The organism is Arthrobacter sp. Cza30, from assembly GCF_059090765.1.
Map to the genome: position 1 here is coordinate 278,209 of NZ_JBNHGA010000006.1, position 21,421 is coordinate 299,629.

Genomic DNA, 21,421 nt, shown 5'->3' on the forward strand with positions numbered 1-21,421 from the left:
TGACTTAGCTCCATTTGAACCAGCGGATGGCGGCGAGGCTGGCCACAACGGTCCAGGCCAGCAGCACGATTGAGGCGGTGAGATTGAACTGCGCGTCGATCAGGGCGCTGCGCAGGGCGTCGCCCAAGGCGGTCGAGGGCAGCACGTGGGCGGCCGGCTCGAAAACGTCGGGCCAACTGGCCACCGGAAAGAGGATACCGCCGGCCGCCGCCAACAGCACCCACAGCAGGTTGGTGATCGCCAGCGTGGCTTCCGGCCGGACGGTACCGGCGATCAGGAGGCCCAGCGAGGTGAAAGCCGCGGCACCGAGCACCAGCTGCGCGGCCGCCGGCAGGAGGCCGCCGAGCGCGGGCTGCCATCCGAGGAAGAGGAGGGCTGTCCCGCCCACCACCACCACTTGGATGACCATGATGGCCAGCACGGCGAGGATCTTTCCCAGGATCAGGCCGCTCTGTCCCAACGGGGTGGTGGACAGGAAGCGCAGGACGCCGTAGCGGCGGTCGAAGCCGGTGGCGATTCCCTGGCCGGTCAGGGCCGTGGATACCGTGCACAAGGCCAGGACGCCCGGGGCGGCCATGGCGATCCTGTTGTCCGTGAAGGTGTCCAGCAGCGGCGTGACGGTCAGGCCGACGAGCGCCAGGAGCGGCAGGATGATGGCGATCAGCAACTGCTCGCCGTTGCGCAGCATGCCCAACGTCTCGTAGCGGCCCTGCAGGGCGATCCGGCGGATCAAGGCGGCGGGCGCGCTCATCGCAGGTCCTTCCCGGAAATATCGAGGAAGACATCTTCCAGTGACCGCGGTGCCATGTGGATGGACGCCGGCATGACATTGTGGGCCGCCCACTCCGCCGCCAGGGCGGCCAGCACCGCGGGGGTTATGTGGCCGGCCACCATGTAGCGGCCGGGAACGTTCTCGACGGCGGAGAACGGCTCGGGCAGGGCGAAGGACAGGCCCGGAGCGGCATCGAAGGTCAGCAGGCGTTCGACGCCGGCGCTCTCATCCGTGGCCGCCGTGAGTTCGGCCACCGTGCCGTGCACCACGGTCCTGCCGGCATCGATGATGAAGACGTAGTCGGCCAGCCGCTGGGCGTCGTCCATGAGATGCGTGGTGAGGATGATGGCCAGGCCCTCGGCCCGGAGTTCCTGGATCAGCTCGAACACCACGGCCCGGGACTGCGGATCCAGGCCGGCGCTCGGTTCGTCCAAGAAGAGGACCTCCGGATCGCCGACCAGGGCGGCGGCCAGCGCGACCCGCTGTTTCTGCCCGCCGGAGAGCCTGCGGATGGGTGTGTTGGCGAAACCGTTGATGCCCAGCCGCTCCGCCAGCTCGTCCACGCTGCGGGGGTCCTGGTACATCCCGGCAACGTGCTGGAGCAGGGCCAGCGGCCGGATGGCCTGCGGCAGGCCGCCTTCCTGCAGCATGACGCCGACCCGGCTGCGCAGCTCGGCTCCCGCCTGGTAGGGGTCCTGGCCGAGCAGGCGGACCGTCCCGCCGTTGGGGCGCATCAGGCCCTGCGCGCACGCTAAGGTGGTGGTCTTGCCCGCACCGTTGGGCCCGAGCAGTGCCGTGACCTGCCCGGGATAGGCGCGCAGGTGGACCCCGTCGATCACGCGGATCATCTTGTTGTCCAGGGCCTCCACCGGTCCCAGATCTTTCACGAGTCCCTGGATATCCAGGCAGGGTTCGGAGGTAGGCACCCGAACATTCTACGGGACGTAGAGCGGTCGACGCAGAGCACGCTCCGCTAAGGCCTGCCTTACTGGTAGCGCGGAATAGAATACGTCATGATTGTGTTGTGTATTCCATGACCAGTAGTGCTTCTTTGCGTGCCCAGGCACCTGAGTCCGAGGAGCGGACCCGGGACCGGGTGTTGAATGCCGTTTTGGAACACGGACCCGTCAGTGCCGCCGGGCTCGGCGAGATACTGGGCTTCACTCCCGCCGCCGTGCGGCGCCATCTAGACGCCCTGTCCCGCAAGGGCCTGATCGAGGTCAAGCTCACCGCGAATTCCGCCACCGGTGCCGGCCGCCCGGCCCGCAAGTACGTGCTGAGCCGGCAGGGCCAGACCCGGCTCGGCAACGACTACCTGGATATTGCGCGTACCGCATTGGCTGCCCTGGGCGAGGCCGCCGGCCGCGAGGCGGTCGCCGAGTTCGCGCGGAACCGCTACCGGGACATGGAAGAACGCTACCGCCCGGTGGTAGAGGCCGCAGGGCCCGGAATCGAAGAGCGGGCCAAGGCGCTGGCGGAGGCGCTGAGCGCCGACGGCTTCGTCGGATCCACCAACGTGGTGGGAACCCAGGCGCCGCACAGCACCATGCTGGCCGTTCAGCTGTGCCAGGGGCACTGCCCGGTGCAGCAGCTGGCCGCAGACTTCCCTGACTTCTGCGACAGCGAAACCGAAGTTTTTTCCCGGCTGCTAGGGGTGGATGTCAGGCGACTGTCCACGCTGGCCAGCGGGGGACATGTGTGTACGACCCACATCCCGGTGGGTCGAACAAGGTCTGCGGTTCGACCCGTCGAACCGGCGACAGGCACGAGACGAGTATCCATCAATCTGCAAGAGAGGCCGTGATGACGGACCAAGTGGATCAGAGCATGAGGAACGCGGTCGGGACGACCGACGTAGCCGACACCACCATTTCCGAAATCCTGGAAAAGAACCCCGAGCTGCATGGCATCGGGACCTACGAATACGGCTGGTCCGACGCCGACACCGCCGGCGCCAACGCCCGCCGCGGCCTGAATGAAGAAGTGGTCCGCGACATCTCGGCCAAGAAGGGCGAGCCGCAGTGGATGCTGGACCTGCGTTTGAAGGGCTTGAAGTACTTCGACCGCAAGCCGATGCCCACTTGGGGCGCCGACCTGTCCGGCATCGACTTCGACAACATCAAGTACTTTGTCCGGTCCACGGAGAAGCAGGCCAAGACGTGGGAGGACCTGCCCGAGGACATCCGGGTCACCTACGAAAAGCTGGGCATCCCCGAGGCCGAGCGTGAGCGCCTGGTTTCCGGCGTCGCCGCCCAGTACGAGTCCGAGGTCGTCTACCACCAGCTGCGCGAAGACCTGGAAGCCCAGGGCGTGATCTTCCTGGACACCGACACCGGCCTGAAGGAACACCCGGAGATCTTCCAGGAGTACTTCGGCTCGGTCATCCCGGTGGGCGACAACAAGTTTGCCTCGCTGAACACCGCCGTCTGGTCCGGCGGCTCCTTCGTTTACGTCCCCAAGGGCGTCCACGTCGATATCCCGCTGCAGGCCTACTTCCGGATCAACACCGAGAACATGGGCCAGTTCGAGCGCACGCTGATCATCGCCGACGAAGACTCCTACGTGCATTACATCGAGGGCTGCACGGCGCCGATCTACAGCTCGGACTCGCTGCACTCCGCCGTCGTCGAAATCATCGTGAAGAAGGGCGCGCGCGTCCGGTACACGACGATTCAGAACTGGTCGAACAACGTGTACAACCTGGTGACCAAGCGGGCCATCGCCCACGAGGGCGCCACCATGGAGTGGGTCGACGGCAACATCGGCTCCAAGGTCACCATGAAGTACCCGGCGGTCTACCTCACCGGTGAGCACGCCAAGGGCGAAACGCTGTCCATCGCCTTCGCCGGCGCGGGCCAGCACCAGGACACCGGCTCGAAGATGGTCCACATCGCGCCGAACACGTCCAGCGCCATCGTGGCCAAGTCCGTGGCCCGCGGCGGGGGCCGCTCGGCCTACCGCGGGCTGGTCCAGGTGCGCGAGGGCGCGAAGAACACCAAGAACAGCGTGGTCTGCGACGCCCTGCTGGTGGACACCATCTCGCGCTCGGACACGTACCCGTACATCGACGTCCGCGAGGACGACGTCACCATGGGCCACGAGGCGACCGTGTCCCGGGTCAGCGAAGAGCAGCTGTTCTACCTGATGACGCGCGGCATGGCCGAAGACGAAGCCATGGCGATGATCGTGCGCGGCTTCATCGAACCGATCGCCCGCGAGCTGCCGATGGAATACGCCCTCGAGCTGAACCGCTTGATTGAACTGCAGATGGAAGGATCCGTAGGTTAATGACTGAGATCACTGAGAAGGCACGTATCGGTGCTCCGGCCATCGACGGATTCACGGAGGAAGGCGAAAATCTCTCCCCGGCCAACGTTGCCGCCGGCCCGCTGGCCGGCGACAGCGCCAAGAGCCACAGCCACGGAGGCGGCGTCGGTGTTCCGGACAGCTCCCGCGCCGGCCGCCTGACCTCGTACAAGGCCGAGGACTTCGGCACGCTGACGGGACGCGAGGAAGACTGGCGGTTCACCCCGCTCAAGCGCCTGCGCGGCCTGCAGAGCGACGCGCTGACCGGTACCGCCCCGGCGGTCACCGTCACCGGTCCCGAAGGCGCCGAGCTGCCGGCCGGCGTCCTGGTCGAGACCGTGGGCCGCGCCGATGCCCGCATCGGCGTCGCCGGCATCCCCGAGGACCGCGTCTCGGCCGCGGCCTGGGAGGCCTTCAGCGAAGCGACAGTGGTGACCATCCCGGCCGAGGTCCAGCTGGACTCCGGCGTCGCCGTGGTGGTGGAAGGCAACAGCACCGAGCTGTCCGCACAGCACCTGGTCATCGTGGCCGAAAAGTTCTCCAAGGCCGTCGTCGTGCTGGACCACAAGGGCAGCGCCACGGTCTCGCAGAACGTGGAGATCGACGTGCAGGACGGCGCCGACCTCACCGTGGTCTCGGTGCAGGAATGGGCCGACGACGCCGTTCACGCCTCCTCGCAGCAGGCCCGCGTGGGCCGCGACGCGAAGTTCAAGCACGTGACCGTCAGCCTCGGCGGCGACCTGGTCCGCGTCACCCCGTCCACCCGGTTCACCGCCACCGGCGGCGACGTGGAAATGTACGGCCTGTACTTCGCCGATGCCGGACAGCACCTTGAGCACCGCCTGTTCGTGGACCACGCGGTCCCGAACTGCAAGTCGCGGGTGCTGTACAAGGGCGCCCTGCAGGGCAAGAACGCGCACACCGTCTGGGTGGGCGACGTGCTGATCCGCAAGGAAGCCGAGGGCACCGACAGCTACGAGGCAAACCGGAACCTGGTGCTGACCGACGGCGCGCGCGCTGACTCGGTGCCGAACCTCGAAATCGAGACCGGCCTGATCGAAGGCGCCGGCCACGCCAGCACCACCGGCCGCTTCGACGACGAGCACCTGTTCTACCTGATGGCACGCGGCATCCCGCAGGACGTCGCCCGCCGCCTGGTGGTCCGCGGGTTCCTCAACGAGGTCATTCAGCAGATCCGGGTGCCCGCCCTTGAAGAGCGCCTCAACGCGGCGCTCGAGCGGGAACTCGAGGCGGGCAACCTCTGATGAGCGGGACTCCGCGCGGCGAACTGGTGTGCCAGGCCTCTGACATCCAGGTCAATCAGGCGGTGCGCATCCTGATCGATGACTACCCGGTAGCCATCGTCCGGGACTCCGAGGGCGAACTCCACGCCATCGGAGACACCTGTTCGCACGCGGACGTTTCCCTCTCCGAAGGCGACGTCGAAGGCTGCGCGATCGAATGCTGGGGCCACGGTTCCCAGTTCGACCTTCGCACCGGCGAGCCGCTGAGCCTGCCGGCGTTCGAACCCGTCCCGGTGTTCGCGCTGGCGCTCGACGGCGACAGCGTCTACGTGGACGTCACGACCGTCCTCAACGGGGCGCCTGCCCCGGACCTCAACTAAAAACTTCCATCACGTGAACGGCGCCCGCCCGCACCGGGCGCAAAGGAGAAAGCAGACAGATGTCTACTCTTGAAATCAAGGACCTGCACGTCAGCATTGACACCGAGCAGGGCAGCAAGCAGATCCTCAAGGGCGTGTCCCTGACGATCAACACCGGCGAAATCCACGCCATCATGGGCCCGAACGGTTCCGGCAAGTCCACCCTGGCGGCCACCATCGCCGGCCACCCGCGCTACAACGTCGACTCCGGCTCCATCACCATGGACGGCGAAGACGTGCTGGCCATGAGCGTGGACGAGCGCGCCCGCGCCGGCCTGTTCCTGGCCATGCAGTACCCGGTCGAGGTGCCCGGCGTGACCATGACCAACTTCCTGCGCACCGCCAAGACCGCCCTCGACGGCGAGGCCCCAAAGCTGCGTACCTGGACCAAGGACGTCAAGGAAGCGATGAGCCAGCTGCGCATCGACGCCGACTTCGCCCAGCGCAACGTGAACGAGGGCTTCTCCGGCGGCGAGAAGAAGCGCGTGGAGATCCTCCAGCTCGAACTCTTCAAGCCCACGTTCGCCATCATGGACGAAACCGACTCCGGCCTGGACGTGGATGCGCTCAAGGTGGTCTCCGAAGGCCACAACCGTGTGCATGCCGGCGGCGCGATGGGCACCCTGCTCATCACCCACTACACGCGCATCCTGCGCTACATCAAGCCCGACTTCGTGCACGTCTTCGTGGATGGCCACATCGCCGAAGAGGGCGGCCCCGAGCTGGCCGACCGTCTCGAAGAAGAGGGCTACGACCGCTACCTGACAGCAGCGAAGGCCTGATCATGACCGAAGCCAAAGCCCCGCAGACGTCCCTGGAGGACGTCGAGGAAGCGCTCAAGGACGTCATCGACCCTGAGCTGGGCGTCAACATCGTGGACCTCGGCCTGCTGTACGGGCTGAAGTACGCCGACGACGGTGCCCTGCTCATCGACATGACGCTGACCACCGCCGCCTGTCCGCTCACCGACGTCCTCGAGGAGCAGACCGGCCAGGCGCTGGACGGCGTGGTGGACGAGTGGCGCCTCAACTGGGTATGGATGCCGCCGTGGGGTCCGGAACGGATCACCGACGACGGCCGCGACCAGATGCGCGCCCTCGGCTTCAATATCTGATTCGACGAATCGACGGCGGACCGGTCACCTTCGGGTGGCCGGTCCGCTCCTGTCTTGACACCGTCCCGGGGGCTAGGATCGGGTCATGAGTGCGTCGAGTGCGGCATCAAGGCGGCGGCGGGGACGCTATGACGAGGTCCACGTCGCCGCCGCCTACCACGGTTTGACCGCGCTGCTGGCCGTCGTGGGCCTCGCCGTCGGAATCACGGCCGTGCCGACGGCGCCCGGCTATACCGCCGCCGCCGCGCATGCCTGGTGGAACTACGCCAGTGCCCCGGGGGTGCAGGCCGCGCTGCTCGTCTTTGTGGTGAGCCTGACGCTGCTGATGGATTCGACCATGGCCGGGGGACGGCTCTGGCGAGCAGCCCGGACCGCCACCCTGGCGGCCATGCTGCTGGTCTTCCTGGCCCAGTTCACCCCGTTCCGAGGCTTTCCCGAAGCCGCCGGGCTGTCCGCGGCCGGGGTGATGGCGGACCGGCTCCTGCATTACGTGCTGCCCGTCGTCGTCCTGACCGGCTGGCTGATCTTCGGTCCGCGGCCCCGGATCGGCGCCGGCGCCGTGACGGTCGGCCTGGTCTTCCCGGGTTTCTGGCTGCTCTGGACGGGCATCAGGGGTGCCGTGACGGGCTGGCTGCCGTACAGTCCCGGGACGGCGGGGCCGGGGGAGCTGCTGATGATGGGCATCGGCCTGATCCTGGTCTGGCTGGGGGCGGGCATGGTCTTCCTGCTGCTGGACACGACGATGGGCCGCGAGCCCGACGGTTATCTTCCGGGATTCGGCCCCGGGGATCCCGGCGACGGCAGGGCCGGGACCTCCGGGGGCGCATCGCCCGCCGGGACCTCCGGGGGTGCACCGCCGTTTGCCGCGGGCATCCGGGAGACCGACCCCGTGGACCCACGCGACCTGTAGCTTTCGCGGGCCGGGCCCGAAACCTGCAGCCTTCGCACCTGCGTCAGGCGGGGCGGTCGAGGTCCGGGGCCGAGAACGTGTCGCACCGGCCGGCGTCGCCGGTTTGGTAGCCGTGCAGGAACCAGCGCTGCCGCTGCTCGCTGGACCCGTGCGTCCAGGTGTGGGGGTTGACCTGCCCCGCGGCAGCCTGCTGGATGCGGTCGTCGCCGACGGCGGCCGCGGCGGAGAGGGCGTCCTGCAGGTCCCGCTGGGTCAGCGGCTGCATGAAGGGTTCCCCGGTCCTTTCGTCGATCTGCTCGGTGGCGTTGCCAGCCCACACCCCGGCATAGCAGTCCGCCTGCAGCTCCACCCGGACTGCCCCGGATTCGGGTCCCTGGGGATCCTGCCGGGCGTAGCCGATGGCCCCGGTGAGGTTCTGGATGTGGTGCCCGAACTCGTGCGCCACCACATACTCCTCGGCCAGCGGCCCGCCGCTGGCGCCAAAGCGGGTGGTCAGCTCGGTGAAGAAGGACGTGTCAAAGTACGCGGTCTGGTCGGATGGACAGTAAAACGGGCCCACCGCGCTGCTGGCCCTGCCGCAGCCGGTGCTGACGCCGCCGTCGAACAGGACGGTCTGCGGGGCCGGGTACTGCATGTTGTAGCGGGGGAGGTAGCCGGCCCAGAAATCGTTGAGGCTGTTGACGGTCCCCACGATGCGGCAGTCGGTGCGCTCGTTGGCGTCGGCGCCGGTGCGGCACTCTTCCTGCAGGGCCGGACCACCCGGCTGCTGCTGTTCCTGGCCGGCGCCCAGGCCGAATCCTTCCAGCACTTCGGGTGGAACGCCCAGGAGGCTGGCAATGAGGACCAAAAGGCCGCCGCCGCCGATGGCGATCTTGCCGCCCAGGCCGCCGCGGCGGTCCTGAACCTGTGACGTATCCAACCGGGAGCCGCGGGAGAAACTCATTCGCCAAGGATAACCGTCCGATCAGAGCGGGGCGGAGGGTGGGGGCGGCTTGGTGTTGCCGGTAGACTGGAAAGGTTGATTTCCGCCCGTCCCGTCTGGACGGCGCCCGGGCATCCCTCCCGCACCCCTTCGAAAGGCTTCCACTGTGATTACCGTCAACGATCTTGAGCTGCGTGCCGGGGCCCGTCTGCTCATGGAGGCGGTGTCCTTCCGTGTGGACAAGGGCGACAAGGTGGGGCTGGTGGGCCGCAACGGCGCCGGCAAGACCACACTGACCCGCGTCCTCGCCGGAGAAGGCATGCCTGCCGCCGGGACCGTGGTGCGCACCGGTGAGATCGGTTACCTGCCCCAGGACCCGCGGACCCCCGACATGGAACAACTGGCCCGCGACCGGATCCTCTCGGTGCGGGGCCTCGACGTGGTGACCCGCAAGCTGCGGGAAGCGCAGTCGGAGATGGCCAGCACCGACGCCGACGTCCAGGCCAAGGCGATGCGCCGCTACGACCGGCTGGAGGCCGAATTCATCTCCGGCGGCGGTTACGCCGCCGAGGCCGAGGCAGCGGCCATCTCCTCCAACCTGGCCCTGCCGGAGCGGATCCTGAACCAGCCGCTGCGGACGCTGTCCGGCGGCCAGCGCCGCCGCGTCGAGCTCGCCCGGATCCTGTATTCCGGTGCCGACACCATGCTCCTCGACGAGCCGACCAACCACCTCGACGCCGACTCGATCAGCTGGCTGCGCGAGTTCCTGAAAAACCACCAGGGCGGGCTGATCGTGATCAGCCACGACACCGGGCTGCTGGAAGCGACCGTCAACAAGGTCTTCCACCTGGACGCCAACCGCGCCACCATCGACATCTACAACATGAACTGGAAGCGCTACCTGTCCCAGCGCGAGACCGACGAGCGGGCCCGCAAACGTGAGCGCGCCAACGCCGAAAAGAAGGCCCAGGTCCTCATGGACCAGGCGAACAAGATGCGCGCCAAGGCCACCAAGGCGGTAGCGGCCCAAAACATGGCTAAGCGCGCCGAACGCCTGCTCAGCGGCCTGGACGAGGTGCGCGCACAGGACAAGGTGGCGGCGCTGCGCTTCCCCGATCCCGCACCCTGCGGCAAGACTCCGCTCACCGCCGAAGGCCTGAGCAAGTCCTACGGCTCGTTGGAAATCTTCACGGATGTGGATTTGGCCATCGACCGCGGCTCCCGCGTGGTGATCCTGGGCCTGAACGGCGCCGGCAAGACCACGCTGCTGCGCATGCTGGCCGGAGTGGACACCCCCGACACGGGCGATGTGCTGCCCGGCCACGGACTGAAGATCGGCTACTACGCCCAGGAACACGAGACCCTGGACGTGGACCGGACCGTGCTGGAGAACATGCGCACGGCCGCCCCCGACCTGCAGGATGCCGAGGTGCGGAACATCCTCGGTTCCTTCCTGTTCTCCGGGGACGACGTGAACAAGCCCGCGGGCGTACTGTCCGGAGGCGAAAAGACGCGGCTCGCCCTGGCCACCATCGTCGCGTCGTCGGCCAATGTGCTGCTGCTGGATGAGCCGACCAACAACCTGGACCCCGCCAGCCGGGCGGAAATCCTGGGCGCACTGCGCAACTACAGCGGCGCCGTCGTCATGGTGAGCCACGACGAAGGGGCGGTGGCCGCCCTGAACCCGGAGCGCGTCGTGCTGCTGCCGGACGGCGTCGAAGACCTCTGGAACGAGGACTACCTGGACCTGGTCACCCTGGCCTGATTCCAGCCGCAGCGCCGTCGCAATCGGAATTGCCAAGGCGCGCATCGCCGAGCGAGGAACGAGCGCAAGGGAGCAGCGAGGGACCCGGTCTGAGCTTGCGAAGGCCGGGTAGCTGCGACCGCTAAGCGCCGTGCAATTTCGGTTATAGACGGCGCTCCAGTTCAATCCTCGCGGCTGAGCAGGGTGCCGTCGGTGCGGAACCCCTGGGCGTCCAGCAGGGCGTCTTCCTCTTCTTCGGCCGTCGGCCGCTTGCTCCGGCGTTTCGGGGCAGCGGCGCGCGGCGCCGGATTGGCCTGGTGGTATCCGCTCAGCGCCTCCTCTTCCTCCGCGTACCGGCTTTGGTGCGCCTGCTGGCGGGCGGCATAGCCGTAGCCGACGAACAGCAGCACACCGAAGGCGTACCACTGCATGGAGTACGACAGGTGCGGTCCTTCGTCGATGGCCGGTTTGGGGATCTGCACGGGCTGCACGGCAGCGGCGGGGGATTCCGCCGCCATCAGGCCGTAGCTGCCCGTATGCACCGGGTACCCCAGCTCCGCCGCATAGGCGTCCAGGTGAATGGACGCGAGCTGGCCGTCCGGGGCCCCGCGGCTGACCGGGCCTTCGCCCGGCTTGACGCGCGCGACGACGGTGACGTCGCCTTCCGGGGCGGCGGGAATGGTGTCCGGATGGCCGGCCTGGTTGTTGCCGATCGGGAGCCAGCCCCGGTTGATCACCACGGCGCTGCCGTCCTCGAGGCGCAGCGGGACAAGGACCTCGTAGCCCGGCCGGCCGTTCAGCGGGCGGTTGCGCACGATCCGCTGCCCGGCGTCGTCGTACTCGCCGGAGAGGACCACCGGCGTCCATTCCACCGCGTCATCGGCGCTGGCGAAAATGTCCGGCACCTCGCTGAACGGCATCGGATCGGCGTCGTAATTGTTCTCCACCGCTGCGATGACGTCGCGGGCCTGGTCCCGGCGGTCCATCTGCCAGTTGCCCAGCAGCACGCACACCGCGGCCAGCAGGGCAACGATCAGCAGCCAGCCCAGCCACTTGCCGCTGAGCAGGAATCGGTAGGACATTCAGGCACCTTCCAAGGGGAGCGTTTCGCGCCAGAGGCTGCGCTGGACGAGATAGTCCTGCAGCCACTCCCGGTGTCCGCCGCACGCCAGCCAGATTTTGCGGCGCTCGGGGGTATGGATTTTCGGGTTGTTCCACAGCAGCTGCCACTGCGCAGCCTGGCGGCAGCCCTTCCGCGAACAGACGGGGGAGTCGGCCGCCACCCCGCCGCCGAGCTGGTCCAAAAGGTTCACGCGGCCGCCCTCCGCCGGCGCCGCTTGGTGACGGGGCTCAGGTTTCCGGTGAATTCGGCCGGCCGGTCGTCGGCGCGGGGATCCTCCTGCGCGGCAGCGTCAGCAGCGGCGGGCCCGCCGGCCGCTGCCCGGGCCGGGCGCGACTCAGGTTCGGACTTGTCCCCGGCGGAGGCGGGATGCGCGGGCGGGGAAGACGGGCCGGGGCTGCCGTCCGGTCCCGGCCCGGCGTCGTCGATAAGTTCCCCGGTGAGGACCTCGTCCGGGTCGGCCGCAGTGTTTCCCGTCCGGGCGGAGGGGGCCTCCAGCTCCGGCTGCGGCGCCTGGTCCAGCAGGGCCGTGCTGTGCTGCAGGTTCGATTTGTCGCTGCCGCCGTTGGCGATGATCACGGCGATCCACGGCAGGAAGACGGCGCCGCCGACGAAGAACCAGCGGAACCAGCTGTCGATGAAGAAGAAGAGCAGCAAACAAGCCAGCCGGATAGCCATGGCGAGCGTGTACTGGACCATGCGCCGGTGCATTTCATCGGTATGGCTTTCGGGGACGTCCGTAATGCTCAGGACTTCCGGCTTCTCGTCAGGCTGCTTGCTCATCACACTCCATCAGGGCTGTATCAATTCTCCCACGATGGCCGGAATGTCTAAAGCCGCGCGACGATGACCGGCCGGCGGATCTCCCGGGCTAGGATTCCATAGGAAAACAGCAGCTTGATGGAGGTAAGAGTGAGCAACGACGAGCAGTCCGGCCGCAGCGTGCTGGTCACCGGCGGCAACAGGGGAATCGGGCTGGCGATTGCCCGGGCCTTCGAAGCGAACGGGGACAAGGTGGCGGTCACCTACCGCAGCGGCGAGGTTCCCGACGGACTCCTGGGCGTGAAGGCCGATGTGACCGATGCCGCGTCCGTGGACGCCGCCTTCACCGAGGTCGAGGCTGCCCACGGTCCCGTGGAGGTCCTGGTGGCCAACGCCGGCGTTACCCGCGACATGCTGCTGCTGCGGATGAGCGAAGAAGACTTCACCAGCGTGGTGGATACCAACCTGTCCGGCGCGTTCAGGGTGATCAAGCGGGCCTCCAAGGGCATGATCCGGCTGCGGAAGGGCCGCGTGGTGCTGATCTCCTCGGTGGTGGGCCTCTACGGGTCGCCCGGCCAGATCAACTATGCCGCGTCCAAGGCCGGCCTGGTGGGCATCGCCCGTTCGCTGACCCGCGAGCTCGGATCCCGCAACATCACCGCCAACGTGGTGGCCCCGGGCTTCGTCAACACGGAAATGACGGCCGTGCTGCCGGAGGACACCCAGAAGAACTACCTGGCGTCCATCCCGGCGGGCCGCTTCGCCGAACCCGAAGAAGTCGCGAAGGTGGTCCGCTGGATTGCCAGCGACGAAGCCGCCTACATCTCCGGCGCGGTCATCCCGGTGGACGGCGGATTGGGCATGGGCCACTAGGCAGCTCAGGCAGGTGTTCGGCCCGCGTTTTGTCGGCTCTCGACAACGGATAAGGCTTCGGGGACTGGCAAGATGGAACCCGAAGCCTTTTCCGGTTGGGCGTTTCCTACAACGCGCCCGGCCGGACCACCACTGAGAACCTCGAGGAGCAGCCATGGGCGCACTGGACGGCAAAGCAGCAATCGTAACGGGATCATCGCGCGGTATCGGCGCCGAGGTGGCCAAGCTCCTGGCCGCCGAGGGGGCGTCGGTCGTGGTCAACTACCGCCAGAAGGCACCCCGCGCGAACAAGGTTGTGGCGCAGATCGAAGAAGCCGGCGGCCGCGCCGTCGCCGTTGCCGCCGATCTCACCGCTACAGAGGGCGCCGACGCGCTGGTCGAGGCCGCCCGCGAGAACTTCGGTGGCGTCGATGTGCTGGTGCTCAACGCGTCGGGCGGCATGGAGTCCAGCATGGGCGAGGACTATGCCCTGCGCCTGAACCGCGACGCACAGGTGAACATGCTCAAGGCCGCGGCCGAGGCGATGCCGGCCGGCTCCCGGGTCGTGTTCGTCACCAGCCATCAGGCCCACTTCATCCGTACCGTGCCGACCATGCCGGAGTATGAGCCGGTGGCCCTGAGCAAGCGCGCCGGCGAAGACGCGCTGCGCGAACTGCTGCCGGAACTGGAGGCCAAGGGCATCTCGCTGGTGGTTGTATCCGGCGACATGATCGAAGGCACCGTGACCGCGACCCTGCTGGACCGCGCCCGCCCCGGCGCAATCGAAGCCCGCCGCGCAGAGGCCGGCAAGCTCTACTCGGTGGAAGAGTTCGGCGCGGAAGTGGCCAAGATGGTCACCGCCGACGTCCCCTCCGGCCACACGGAATACGTGGGCGGGGCCGAGTCCTTCCTCCAGGCGCAGGACTAAGGGCCCGCGGAGCCGGACTACTCCCGGACCAGTTGGCGGGCTGCCGCGGCAATGTGCCGCGCCGAGATGCCCGCCGCGTCCAGCAGGTCCCGTGGCGCACCGGACGTCGGCAAGCCTTTGACGGCCAGCCGGACCAGTCTGAGGTCCGGTACCTTCGCCTGGGTCAGGGAATCGGCAACGGCCGAACCGAGCCCACCTTCGGGATAGTGGTCTTCCACCGTGATGATCCGACCGCCCGTGGCCCGGCACGCGGCCAGCAGCGTCTGGTGGTCGATGGGCTTGATCGAATAGAGATCGACCACCCGCGCGGCGATGCCGTCGTCGGCAAGCTGGGCGGCCGCGGCCAGGCACTCGTGCAGGGTGACGCCCGCTCCGACGAGGGTGACGTCGTCGTGGTCCGTGGCCCGGTGCACCTTCGCCCCGCCGATGGGGAATTCTTCGCCCGCCCCGTACAGCACGGGGTAGTCGCCCCGCGTGGCGCGGAGGTAGCAGATGCCGGAAGTGTCTGCCATGGCGCGGACCAATCCGGCGGTCGAGGGCGCGTCGGCGGGGTAGAGGACGGTCGACGTGTGGATCGCCCGCATCGCGGCCAGGTCCTCCAGCGCCATCTGCGACGGCCCGTCCTGGCCGATTTCGACGCCGGCATGGGTGCCGACCAGGCGGATGTCCACCTCGGATACCCCGGCCATCCGGATGAAGTCGTAACCGCGGGAGACGAGGAACGCCGCAAAGCTGGCGGCAAACGGCACGTACCCGCGCACGGAGAGCCCGGCGGCCGCCGCCACCATCTGCTGTTCGGAGATGAACATCTCGAAGAAACGCTCGGGCGCGGCCTTGCTGAACTCCCCGGCCTTGGTGGAGTTGCCCACCTCGCCGTCCAGGACCACCACCTCGGGCCGGGCGGCGAGAGCGGCCAGAGCCTCGCCGAAGGCGGTCCGGGTGGCGACGGAATCGCCCTCCGTGTAGGCGGGCAGCGCGACGGCGGCCGCGGGGTTGGGCGTGATGGCCGGGTCGCCGGGTTCCGGTGCCAGCGGGGCAATCCGCAGCCGGGTCGGGCCGCCCAGCGCCTCGACGGCGGCGCCCGCGACGTCCTCCGGCAGTGCCTTGCCGTGCCAGCCGTCCCTGTCCTCCACCGCGGGAACGCCCTTGCCCTTGACCGTGCGGGCCAGGATGACGCTGGGCCGGTCGGTGGTCTCACGCGCCGTCGCGAAGGCTTCGTTGATGGCGGCCAGGTCATGGCCGTCGATCGGCAGCGGCTGCGCGCCGAAAGCCCTGATCCTTGCGGAGTACCGGTCCAGGTCCCAGCCCAGTGCGGTCGGCCCGTTCTGGCCCAGCCGGTTCACATCCACGATCGCCGTCAGGTTTCCCAGCCGGTAATAGGCGGCCTTGTCCAGCGCCTCCCACATGGATCCTTCGGTCATCTCGCTGTCCCCGCAGAGGACCCACGTCCGGTACGGGAGCCGGTCCAGGTACTTGCCGGCCATGGCGATGCCGACGGCCACGGGCAGCCCCTGGCCGAGCGATCCTGTTGCCACATCCACCCAGGGCAGGGCCGGCGTGGGATGTCCCTGCAGCCGGCCGCCGAACTGCCGGTAGGTATCGAGCAGTTCCGTTTCGTCGATCACTCCGGCGGCACGGAACATGGCATAGAGCAGCGGCGAGGCATGCCCCTTGGAGAACACCAGATGGTCGTTCGCGGCGAGCTCCGGCCGCTGCCAGTCATAGCGCAGGTGGTTCGCCAGGAGCACCGCCATGAGGTCGGCCGCCGAGAGCGACGAGGTGGCGTGGCCGGAGCCGGCCCGGGTGGTGGCCCGGATGGAGTCGACCCGCAGCTGCGCCGCCAGGCGCCGGCACGTCTCGGCCACGTCCGGATCCAGGGTGGCGGTTGGTGTGGAGTGCGTGCCCATCGCTGGTTCTCCTTCACGGCAGGTTCCGGGAACCCCTGCCCGGAGTCCGGCAGCCGGGGCGCGGTCCGGGGAGGTTCAACCGACCCTACTCCCGCCCGTGGCCCTGCGGTAGGGGCCGCGTTCGGCGGAAACCGGCAAGCGGAAACCGGCCGGCACGGGATTGCGGGTCCGGCGGTCGCGGGCGGGGTCAGACGCCGGCGAAGTAGCGGGCCACATCCAGGTAGGGGATGTTGATGGCGGCGTCGGCGGCGGCCCGGACGGCAGGCTTGGCGTTGAACGCAACGCCCAGGCCGGCGGCCGCGAGCATGTCCAGGTCGTTGGCGCCATCGCCGATGGCAATGGTTTGCGCCAGGTCGATGGCCTCCGCGGCGGCCCATTCGCGCAGCGCTGCCTCTTTCACCGCGCGGTCCACCACGTCGCCGTCCACCGTGCCGGTCAGCAGCTCCGCGTCGATGCCCAGCAGGTTGGCGCGGTGGTAGGTCAGCTTCAGCTCGGCGGCCAGCGGGTCCAGGATTTGGCTGAAGCCGCCGGAGACCACGGCCACCGCGTGGCCGGCGGCCAGGAAGGCCTCCACAAGTTCCCGGGCGCCGTCCGTCAGCCGCACCGCGGCACGGACACGGTCGATCACGTCGAGTGGGAGGTCCTTCAGGGTGGCCACCCGGGCGTGCAGGCTCTGGGCGAAGTCCAGTTCGCCGCGCATCGCCGCCTCGGTCACGGCGGCCACCTCCTCGCGCTTGCCCGCATGCTCGGCCAGCAGTTCGATGACCTCCTGCTGGATGAGCGTGGAGTCCACGTCCATGAGCAGCAGCTTGCGCTGCGGCCCGGCCAGCGACGCGTCCATCACGGCCGTGCCCAGGTCGTCGGTGAGGACGGGGGCCAGCGCCGCCCGCAAGGCTGCGATGCCGTCGGAGGCTCCGCCGTCGTACTCCACGGTCAGGACGGTGACCTGGAAACGGTCGTTGGCCGCGTTCTCCAGCTCGCTGATGCTCCCGCCGGCTCCGGTGACCGCTGCCTGCACGGCAGCGAGGTAGGCGTCGGGGAGTTCCCGGCCGTAGGAGACGACACGGAGGAGCGAGGGCATGGTGATTCCGTTCTACGCAAAGCTTGAGGGAGGGCCGGATCCATCATGGCAGGCTCCGGCGCCGCGTTTGGCGAATACTACGCGTTTTAGCCTACTGTCTACTGATATGAGCGATGTACTTGAATTTGCCGGGGTCACTGTTGTCCGCGGGCGGAAAACCCTGCTCGACGGCATTGACTGGCAGGTCAAGGAGGGGGAGCGCTGGGTAGTGCTCGGCCCCAACGGGGCGGGCAAGACCACGCTGCTGCAGATCGCCGGCGCACGCCTGCACCCCACCCGCGGGATCGCCGGGATCCTGGACGAGACCATGGGCAAGGTCGACGTGTTCGAGCTGCGGCCGCGGATCGGCCTGGCCTCCACGGCGCTGGCGAGCCAGATCCCCGAGCACGAGCAGGTGCTTAATGTGGTGGTCACCGCCGCCTACGGGGTGACCGGCCGCTGGCGCGAACAGTACGACAAGATGGACGAGCGCCGGGCCTTCCGGCTGCTGGACGCCTGGGGCATGTCCACGTTCATGAACCGCACCTTCGCCACGCTGAGCGAGGGCGAACGCAAGCGCGTGCAGATTGCCCGGGCCCTGATGTCCGATCCCGAACTGCTGCTGCTGGACGAGCCGGGTGCCGGCCTGGACCTGGCCGGCCGCGAGGATCTGGTGCAGCGGCTGAGCGAGCTGGCCCGGGACGAGGACGCGCCGGCGCTCGTGCTGGTCACCCACCACCTGGAGGAAGTGCCGCCGGGCTTCACGCACGCCATGCTGCTGCGCGAGGGCGGGGTGGTGGCCCAGGGGCCCATCGCCGACGTGTTGACCGAAGAGAACCTGAGCACCGCCTTCGACATGCCGCTGAGCGTCAAGCACGACGGCGGCCGCTACACTGCCGTAGCCAAGCGCGCCTAGGCGGCGCCCGCCTCATGGATGTGCTGAACGCTGCCCTGATCGGGCTGGGCGGGCTGTGGGCCGGCACCATCAACAGCATTGTCGGCTCCGGCACGCTGGTCACGTTCCCCATTCTCGTGGCGCTGGGCTACGCGCCGGTGACCGCGACCATTTCGAACGCGATGGGCCTGATCGCCGGAAACGTGGGCGGCGTCTACGGCTACCGGCGGGAACTGGCCGGGCTGCGCCGCACCCTGGCCATCCTGCTTCCGGCCTCACTGCTGGGCGGGATCACCGGCGCCTGGCTGCTGCTGCACCTGCCGGAGGAAGTCTTCGGCGTGGCGGCCCCGTTCCTGATCGTGGTGGCCCTGCTGTTCGTGGTGTTCCAACCGAAGCTCCAGGCCTGGGTGCGTGACCGCCAGGCCGCGCAGGCCCGGACCCGGCCGCGGCCGTGGCTGCTGCTGGGGCTGGTCTATTTCGCCGGCGTCTACGGCGGCTACTTCGTGGCCGCGCAGGGCGTTCTGCTGGTGGGAATCCTCGGGGTCTTCCTGCACGGCACCCTGCAGCAGGCCAACGCGGTGAAGAACGTGCTGGTGCTGGGCGTGAACATCATCGCGGCCATCTCCTACATGCTCTTCGCGTTCGACCGGATCGACTGGCCGGTGGTGCTGGTCATCGCCATCAGCTCGCTGGTCGGCGCGCTGATCGGATCCGCCGTGGGACGCCGGCTGAAGCCGGTGGTGCTGCGCGGCATCATTGTCACCCTTGGCCTGGTGGCGCTGTTCGTGCTGGTCAGGAACCTCTTCGCATGAACCTGGTGCGCCTGGACTCCGCCGCCGACCCGCGGGTGGCCGACTACGCGCAGCTGACGGACACCGCGCTGCGCCGCCGCCGCGAGCCCGCCGAGGGGATGTACATCGCCGAAAGCTCCAAGGTGCTGCGCCGCGCCATCGCCGCCGGCCACACCCCGCGGTCTTTCTTTTTGACCGACAAGTGGCTGGACGACCTGCGCGACGTGATCGACCGGTTCCCCGAGGTGCCCGTGTTCGTCGGGACGCCCGAGGTGCTCGAGACGATCACCGGATTCCACCTGCACCGCGGGGCGATGGCCGCCATGCATCGGCCCGCGCCGCTGCCCGTCGAGGACGTGCTGGCCGGTGCCCGCCGGGTGGCAGTGCTGGAGGACATAGTGGACCACACCAACGTGGGCGCGATCTTCCGCTCCGCCGCCGCCATGGGCATGGACGCGGTGCTGCTCAGCCCACAGTGCGCCGACCCGCTGTACCGGCGCAGCATCCGGGTCTCCATGGGCACGGTCTTCCAGATTCCCTGGGCCCGGCTGCCGGAGTGGCCGGAGGATGTTCGCGTGCTCCGCGACGCGGGCTTCACCACGGCGGCGTTGGAGCTGTCCCAGGACGCCATCACCTTGGATGAGCTGGAACGGCGCAGCTACGACAAGCTGGCACTGGTGCTGGGGACGGAGGGCGCCGGCGTGAAGGAGCAAACGCTCGACCGGATGGACCTGACGGTGATGATCCCCATGCGCGCCGGAGTGGACTCCCTGAATGTTGCGGCCGCCAGCGCGGTGGCGTTCTGGGCCTGCCGTGTCACTTCGACGTGAGCCCGCCGAATGCGGTAGAGTTGTGTGCTGGCCCTGATAGGGCTGCCATCTTTCCATCCTTCTAGCCGCTGGCAAAATCCAGGGGCGCGTAGAAAAGGTACAACTATGAAGTCTGATATCCACCCGGCATACGCCCCGGTTGTGTTCCGCGACCTGGCCTCCGGCGTTTCCTTCCTGACCAAGTCCACCGCGACGTCCAAGCGGACGGTGGAGTGGGAAGACGGCAACAGCTACCCGCTGATCGAGGTTGAAATCTCCTCGGAGTCCCACCCGTTCTACACCGGCAAGCAGCGCATCATGGACAGCGCCGGCCGCGTGGAGCGCTTCAACGCACGCTTCAAGGGCTTCGGCGGCAAGAAGTAACCCTTCTCCCCGCAAGCCTTCAGCGAAGCCCGCACCGTACGGTGGGGGCTTCGCCGTTTAACGCGCCGGCCTGTCGGTCTCGCGTGGGGCGCCGGCGCGTCTGCACCGGGGCCTGACATCCCCGCCCCGCCCGCGGCGCTAGGCTGCTGGCATGGCACCAACTCCACACCGTGAAGCGGTCCCCATGGGGCCGCGGCGGAACCATGGCCGCTCGCGGGCGGTACGGGTTCCGGTCGCGCTGGTTGCTTGCGGCCTGCTGCTCACGGGATGTGCAGCAGGGCCCCAACAGTTGCCGGCCGAGATCACCTGCACCACGCAGTACCGTCCGGACTTTGGCAGCAGCGCCGGAGAGGAAACCGGCGAGTTGGTCCTGCCCAGGGTCGACGGCCCGACGGCGAACCGGGAGGAGCTGATGATTGGTTCGTTCCGGCTGTCCGGAAGCTACACAGGGGAGGCCCCGGACGGTCGCGCCGTCTCGCTGGCCATCACCGGCGGGGCCGGCAACGCGCTGGCGAACATGCTGTACCAGCTGGAGGACGGCGACTCGCTGCAGTCCCGCTTCGCCGGGGGACACGGGTTCACAGGTCTGCACTACATCCGCTACGGAGACGCCGAACTGCAGCTGTTCTGCGCCGCCGACGGGTAGGTTGCCGGGCGGGACTTGAGCGCGCGCGATCCCAACCGGCGGGACCGCGCACAAAGTGTGCGGCATCGCTCATTTGTAGACTGTCCTGTCATGAACAGGACACCTTGGGACGGGGCGTTCAACCTCAGCGACCTCGGCGGCATGCCGCTGCGTTCAGGTGGTCTAACACGCCAGGGGCAGTTATACCGATCCGGGGCGCGAGAGTACATGTCTCTCCAGGGGTGGGAGGATGCGCTGGGCTCCGGCCTCACCACCGTTGTCGACCTTCGGAACCCCGGCGAAATTAAAAGGGGAGCGGCATCATCCCGTTATCGACGAGAAGGTGTTCGAAGACCTGTTGATCGTTAACCTGCCGACCGAGGACCCCGACGACGAGGACTTCATGCGGGTCTGCGGACCTCTGCTGGATCACACTGCGTCCTACCGGGACAATCTTGCCTTCTATCCCGAGAAGTTTGCGCAAATCTTCCGGACGATAGCCCACGCTGAAGGAGCGGTGCTGTTTCACTGTGCAGGCGGTCGCGATCGGACCGGAATGATCGCTGCCGTTCTCCTCGCACTAGCTGGAGTGCCGGCTGACGCGATTGCCAGCGACTATGAGCGTGCGGTTCGCGACGTGGACAAGCACGCGCGCCGCAATCCGACCCGCGGCAAGGTAAGGGTGTACTCCATCGAAGAGTTAGAGGACCGTATCTCGGAGCGACGGACGGAACTCATTACCTGGTTGGCAGGATTTGATCCCCGCGTTTATCTGCTCGAGGCAGGGCTCAGCCAAGAAGAAATCGAGCTTCTGAAAAGTCGCTTGCGACCTGCAGAATCATCGATGACGTAGCACA

25 protein-coding genes are annotated in these 21,421 nt (G+C 68.1%); 17 read left to right on the top strand and 8 right to left on the bottom strand.

The window, feature by feature from the left end; all coding sequences use genetic code 11:
* Positions 1-4: 4 nt before the first annotated feature.
* Both AC5RVZ_RS21935 and AC5RVZ_RS21940 read right to left on the bottom strand, forming a co-directional pair.
* Positions 5-751 (bottom strand): ABC transporter permease, encoded by a 747-nt coding sequence (locus AC5RVZ_RS21935; RefSeq protein WP_494067769.1) that lies wholly within the window; start codon positions 749-751, stop codon positions 5-7.
* A complete protein-coding gene (locus tag AC5RVZ_RS21940; protein ID WP_494067928.1) occupies positions 748-1,620 on the bottom strand; it encodes an ABC transporter ATP-binding protein in 873 nt (290 codons plus the stop codon). Before AC5RVZ_RS21940 ends, AC5RVZ_RS21935 begins: the two co-directional genes overlap by 4 nt.
* A 185-nt stretch (positions 1,621-1,805) precedes the next feature.
* Between AC5RVZ_RS21940 and AC5RVZ_RS21945 the strand changes: the two genes are divergently transcribed.
* From AC5RVZ_RS21945 to AC5RVZ_RS21975, 7 genes are all read left to right on the top strand, one after another.
* Entirely contained in the window at positions 1,806-2,576 is a 771-nt protein-coding gene (locus AC5RVZ_RS21945) for a helix-turn-helix transcriptional regulator (protein WP_493999652.1), read from the top strand.
* The gene (gene sufB / locus AC5RVZ_RS21950; RefSeq protein ID WP_493987285.1) at positions 2,576-4,060 is read left to right on the top strand and encodes a Fe-S cluster assembly protein SufB; all 1,485 of its coding nucleotides are present in this window, start codon (positions 2,576-2,578) and stop codon (positions 4,058-4,060) included. The genes AC5RVZ_RS21945 and sufB overlap by 1 nt, the downstream gene beginning before the upstream one ends.
* Entirely contained in the window at positions 4,060-5,343 is a 1,284-nt protein-coding gene (gene sufD, locus AC5RVZ_RS21955; protein ID WP_494067770.1) for a Fe-S cluster assembly protein SufD, read from the top strand. The genes sufB and sufD overlap by 1 nt, the downstream gene beginning before the upstream one ends.
* Positions 5,343-5,702 carry a non-heme iron oxygenase ferredoxin subunit gene (locus AC5RVZ_RS21960; protein ID WP_494067771.1) on the top strand — a complete coding sequence of 120 codons (360 nt, stop codon included), beginning with the start codon at positions 5,343-5,345 and terminating at the stop codon, positions 5,700-5,702. Before sufD ends, AC5RVZ_RS21960 begins: the two co-directional genes overlap by 1 nt.
* A gap of 59 nt (positions 5,703-5,761) precedes the next feature.
* Positions 5,762-6,523: a Fe-S cluster assembly ATPase SufC gene (gene sufC / locus AC5RVZ_RS21965; protein ID WP_494067772.1), complete on the top strand. Its 762-nt coding sequence runs from the start codon at positions 5,762-5,764 to the stop codon at positions 6,521-6,523.
* A gap of 2 nt (positions 6,524-6,525) precedes the next feature.
* Entirely contained in the window at positions 6,526-6,855 is a 330-nt protein-coding gene (locus AC5RVZ_RS21970; RefSeq protein ID WP_493978517.1) for a metal-sulfur cluster assembly factor, read from the top strand.
* A gap of 85 nt (positions 6,856-6,940) precedes the next feature.
* Positions 6,941-7,765 (top strand): Pr6Pr family membrane protein, encoded by an 825-nt coding sequence (locus tag AC5RVZ_RS21975; protein ID WP_494067773.1) that lies wholly within the window; start codon positions 6,941-6,943, stop codon positions 7,763-7,765.
* A 43-nt stretch (positions 7,766-7,808) separates the two neighbouring features.
* Here the strand turns inward: AC5RVZ_RS21975 and ypfJ are convergent, their stop codons facing one another.
* Positions 7,809-8,708 (bottom strand): KPN_02809 family neutral zinc metallopeptidase, encoded by a 900-nt coding sequence (ypfJ, locus tag AC5RVZ_RS21980; protein ID WP_494067774.1) that lies wholly within the window; start codon positions 8,706-8,708, stop codon positions 7,809-7,811.
* A gap of 145 nt (positions 8,709-8,853) precedes the next feature.
* Here ypfJ and abc-f point away from each other — a divergent pair, with 145 nt between their 5' ends.
* Positions 8,854-10,452 (top strand): ribosomal protection-like ABC-F family protein, encoded by a 1,599-nt coding sequence (gene abc-f, locus AC5RVZ_RS21985; protein WP_494067775.1) that lies wholly within the window; start codon positions 8,854-8,856, stop codon positions 10,450-10,452.
* Positions 10,453-10,613: 161 nt separating this feature from the next.
* Here the strand turns inward: abc-f and AC5RVZ_RS21990 are convergent, their stop codons facing one another.
* Genes AC5RVZ_RS21990 through AC5RVZ_RS22000 form a run of 3 tightly spaced genes read right to left on the bottom strand, consistent with a single transcriptional unit; the run spans position 10,614 to position 12,334 of the window.
* Positions 10,614-11,513, bottom strand: a complete 900-nt coding sequence (locus AC5RVZ_RS21990) for an SURF1 family cytochrome oxidase biogenesis protein (protein ID WP_494067776.1) — start codon at positions 11,511-11,513, stop codon at positions 10,614-10,616.
* On the bottom strand, positions 11,514-11,744 hold the full coding sequence (locus AC5RVZ_RS21995; protein ID WP_494067777.1) for a hypothetical protein: 231 nt from the start codon (positions 11,742-11,744) through the stop codon (positions 11,514-11,516).
* Entirely contained in the window at positions 11,741-12,334 is a 594-nt protein-coding gene (locus tag AC5RVZ_RS22000) for a DUF3099 domain-containing protein (protein WP_494067778.1), read from the bottom strand. Before AC5RVZ_RS22000 ends, AC5RVZ_RS21995 begins: the two co-directional genes overlap by 4 nt.
* 117 nt (positions 12,335-12,451) lie before the next feature.
* On the opposite strand from AC5RVZ_RS22000, the gene AC5RVZ_RS22005 reads away from it, so the two are divergent.
* Both AC5RVZ_RS22005 and AC5RVZ_RS22010 read left to right on the top strand, forming a co-directional pair.
* Complete coding sequence (locus AC5RVZ_RS22005; RefSeq protein WP_494067929.1) at positions 12,452-13,186, top strand: beta-ketoacyl-ACP reductase; 735 nt, start codon at positions 12,452-12,454, stop codon at positions 13,184-13,186.
* Positions 13,187-13,340: 154 nt separating this feature from the next.
* A complete protein-coding gene (locus AC5RVZ_RS22010; RefSeq protein ID WP_494067779.1) occupies positions 13,341-14,093 on the top strand; it encodes an SDR family oxidoreductase in 753 nt (250 codons plus the stop codon).
* 17 nt (positions 14,094-14,110) lie between these two features.
* Here AC5RVZ_RS22010 and AC5RVZ_RS22015 read toward each other — a convergent pair whose 3' ends face one another.
* Together AC5RVZ_RS22015 and serB are read right to left on the bottom strand one after the other, a co-directional pair.
* On the bottom strand, positions 14,111-16,000 hold the full coding sequence (locus AC5RVZ_RS22015; protein WP_494067780.1) for a transketolase: 1,890 nt from the start codon (positions 15,998-16,000) through the stop codon (positions 14,111-14,113).
* Positions 16,001-16,187: 187 nt separating this feature from the next.
* A complete protein-coding gene (gene serB, locus AC5RVZ_RS22020; RefSeq protein ID WP_494067781.1) occupies positions 16,188-17,081 on the bottom strand; it encodes a phosphoserine phosphatase SerB in 894 nt (297 codons plus the stop codon).
* Between the two features lie 106 nt (positions 17,082-17,187).
* Here serB and AC5RVZ_RS22025 point away from each other — a divergent pair, with 106 nt between their 5' ends.
* From AC5RVZ_RS22025 to AC5RVZ_RS22055, 7 genes are all read left to right on the top strand, one after another.
* Complete coding sequence (locus tag AC5RVZ_RS22025) at positions 17,188-17,976, top strand: ABC transporter ATP-binding protein (protein ID WP_494067782.1); 789 nt, start codon at positions 17,188-17,190, stop codon at positions 17,974-17,976.
* Between the two features lie 14 nt (positions 17,977-17,990).
* Entirely contained in the window at positions 17,991-18,767 is a 777-nt protein-coding gene (locus tag AC5RVZ_RS22030; RefSeq protein ID WP_494067783.1) for a sulfite exporter TauE/SafE family protein, read from the top strand.
* Positions 18,764-19,576, top strand: a complete 813-nt coding sequence (locus AC5RVZ_RS22035; RefSeq protein ID WP_494067784.1) for a TrmH family RNA methyltransferase — start codon at positions 18,764-18,766, stop codon at positions 19,574-19,576. Before AC5RVZ_RS22030 ends, AC5RVZ_RS22035 begins: the two co-directional genes overlap by 4 nt.
* A gap of 105 nt (positions 19,577-19,681) precedes the next feature.
* On the top strand, positions 19,682-19,939 hold the full coding sequence (locus AC5RVZ_RS22040; RefSeq protein WP_493978504.1) for a type B 50S ribosomal protein L31: 258 nt from the start codon (positions 19,682-19,684) through the stop codon (positions 19,937-19,939).
* 151 nt (positions 19,940-20,090) lie between these two features.
* Positions 20,091-20,585: a hypothetical protein gene (locus AC5RVZ_RS22045; RefSeq protein ID WP_494067785.1), complete on the top strand. Its 495-nt coding sequence runs from the start codon at positions 20,091-20,093 to the stop codon at positions 20,583-20,585.
* A gap of 90 nt (positions 20,586-20,675) precedes the next feature.
* Positions 20,676-20,933, top strand: coding sequence for a tyrosine-protein phosphatase (locus AC5RVZ_RS22050; RefSeq protein WP_494067786.1), 258 nt, complete (start codon positions 20,676-20,678; stop codon positions 20,931-20,933).
* A complete protein-coding gene (locus AC5RVZ_RS22055; RefSeq protein ID WP_494067787.1) occupies positions 20,815-21,417 on the top strand; it encodes a tyrosine-protein phosphatase in 603 nt (200 codons plus the stop codon). Before AC5RVZ_RS22050 ends, AC5RVZ_RS22055 begins: the two co-directional genes overlap by 119 nt.
* Positions 21,418-21,421: the final 4 nt, after the last annotated feature.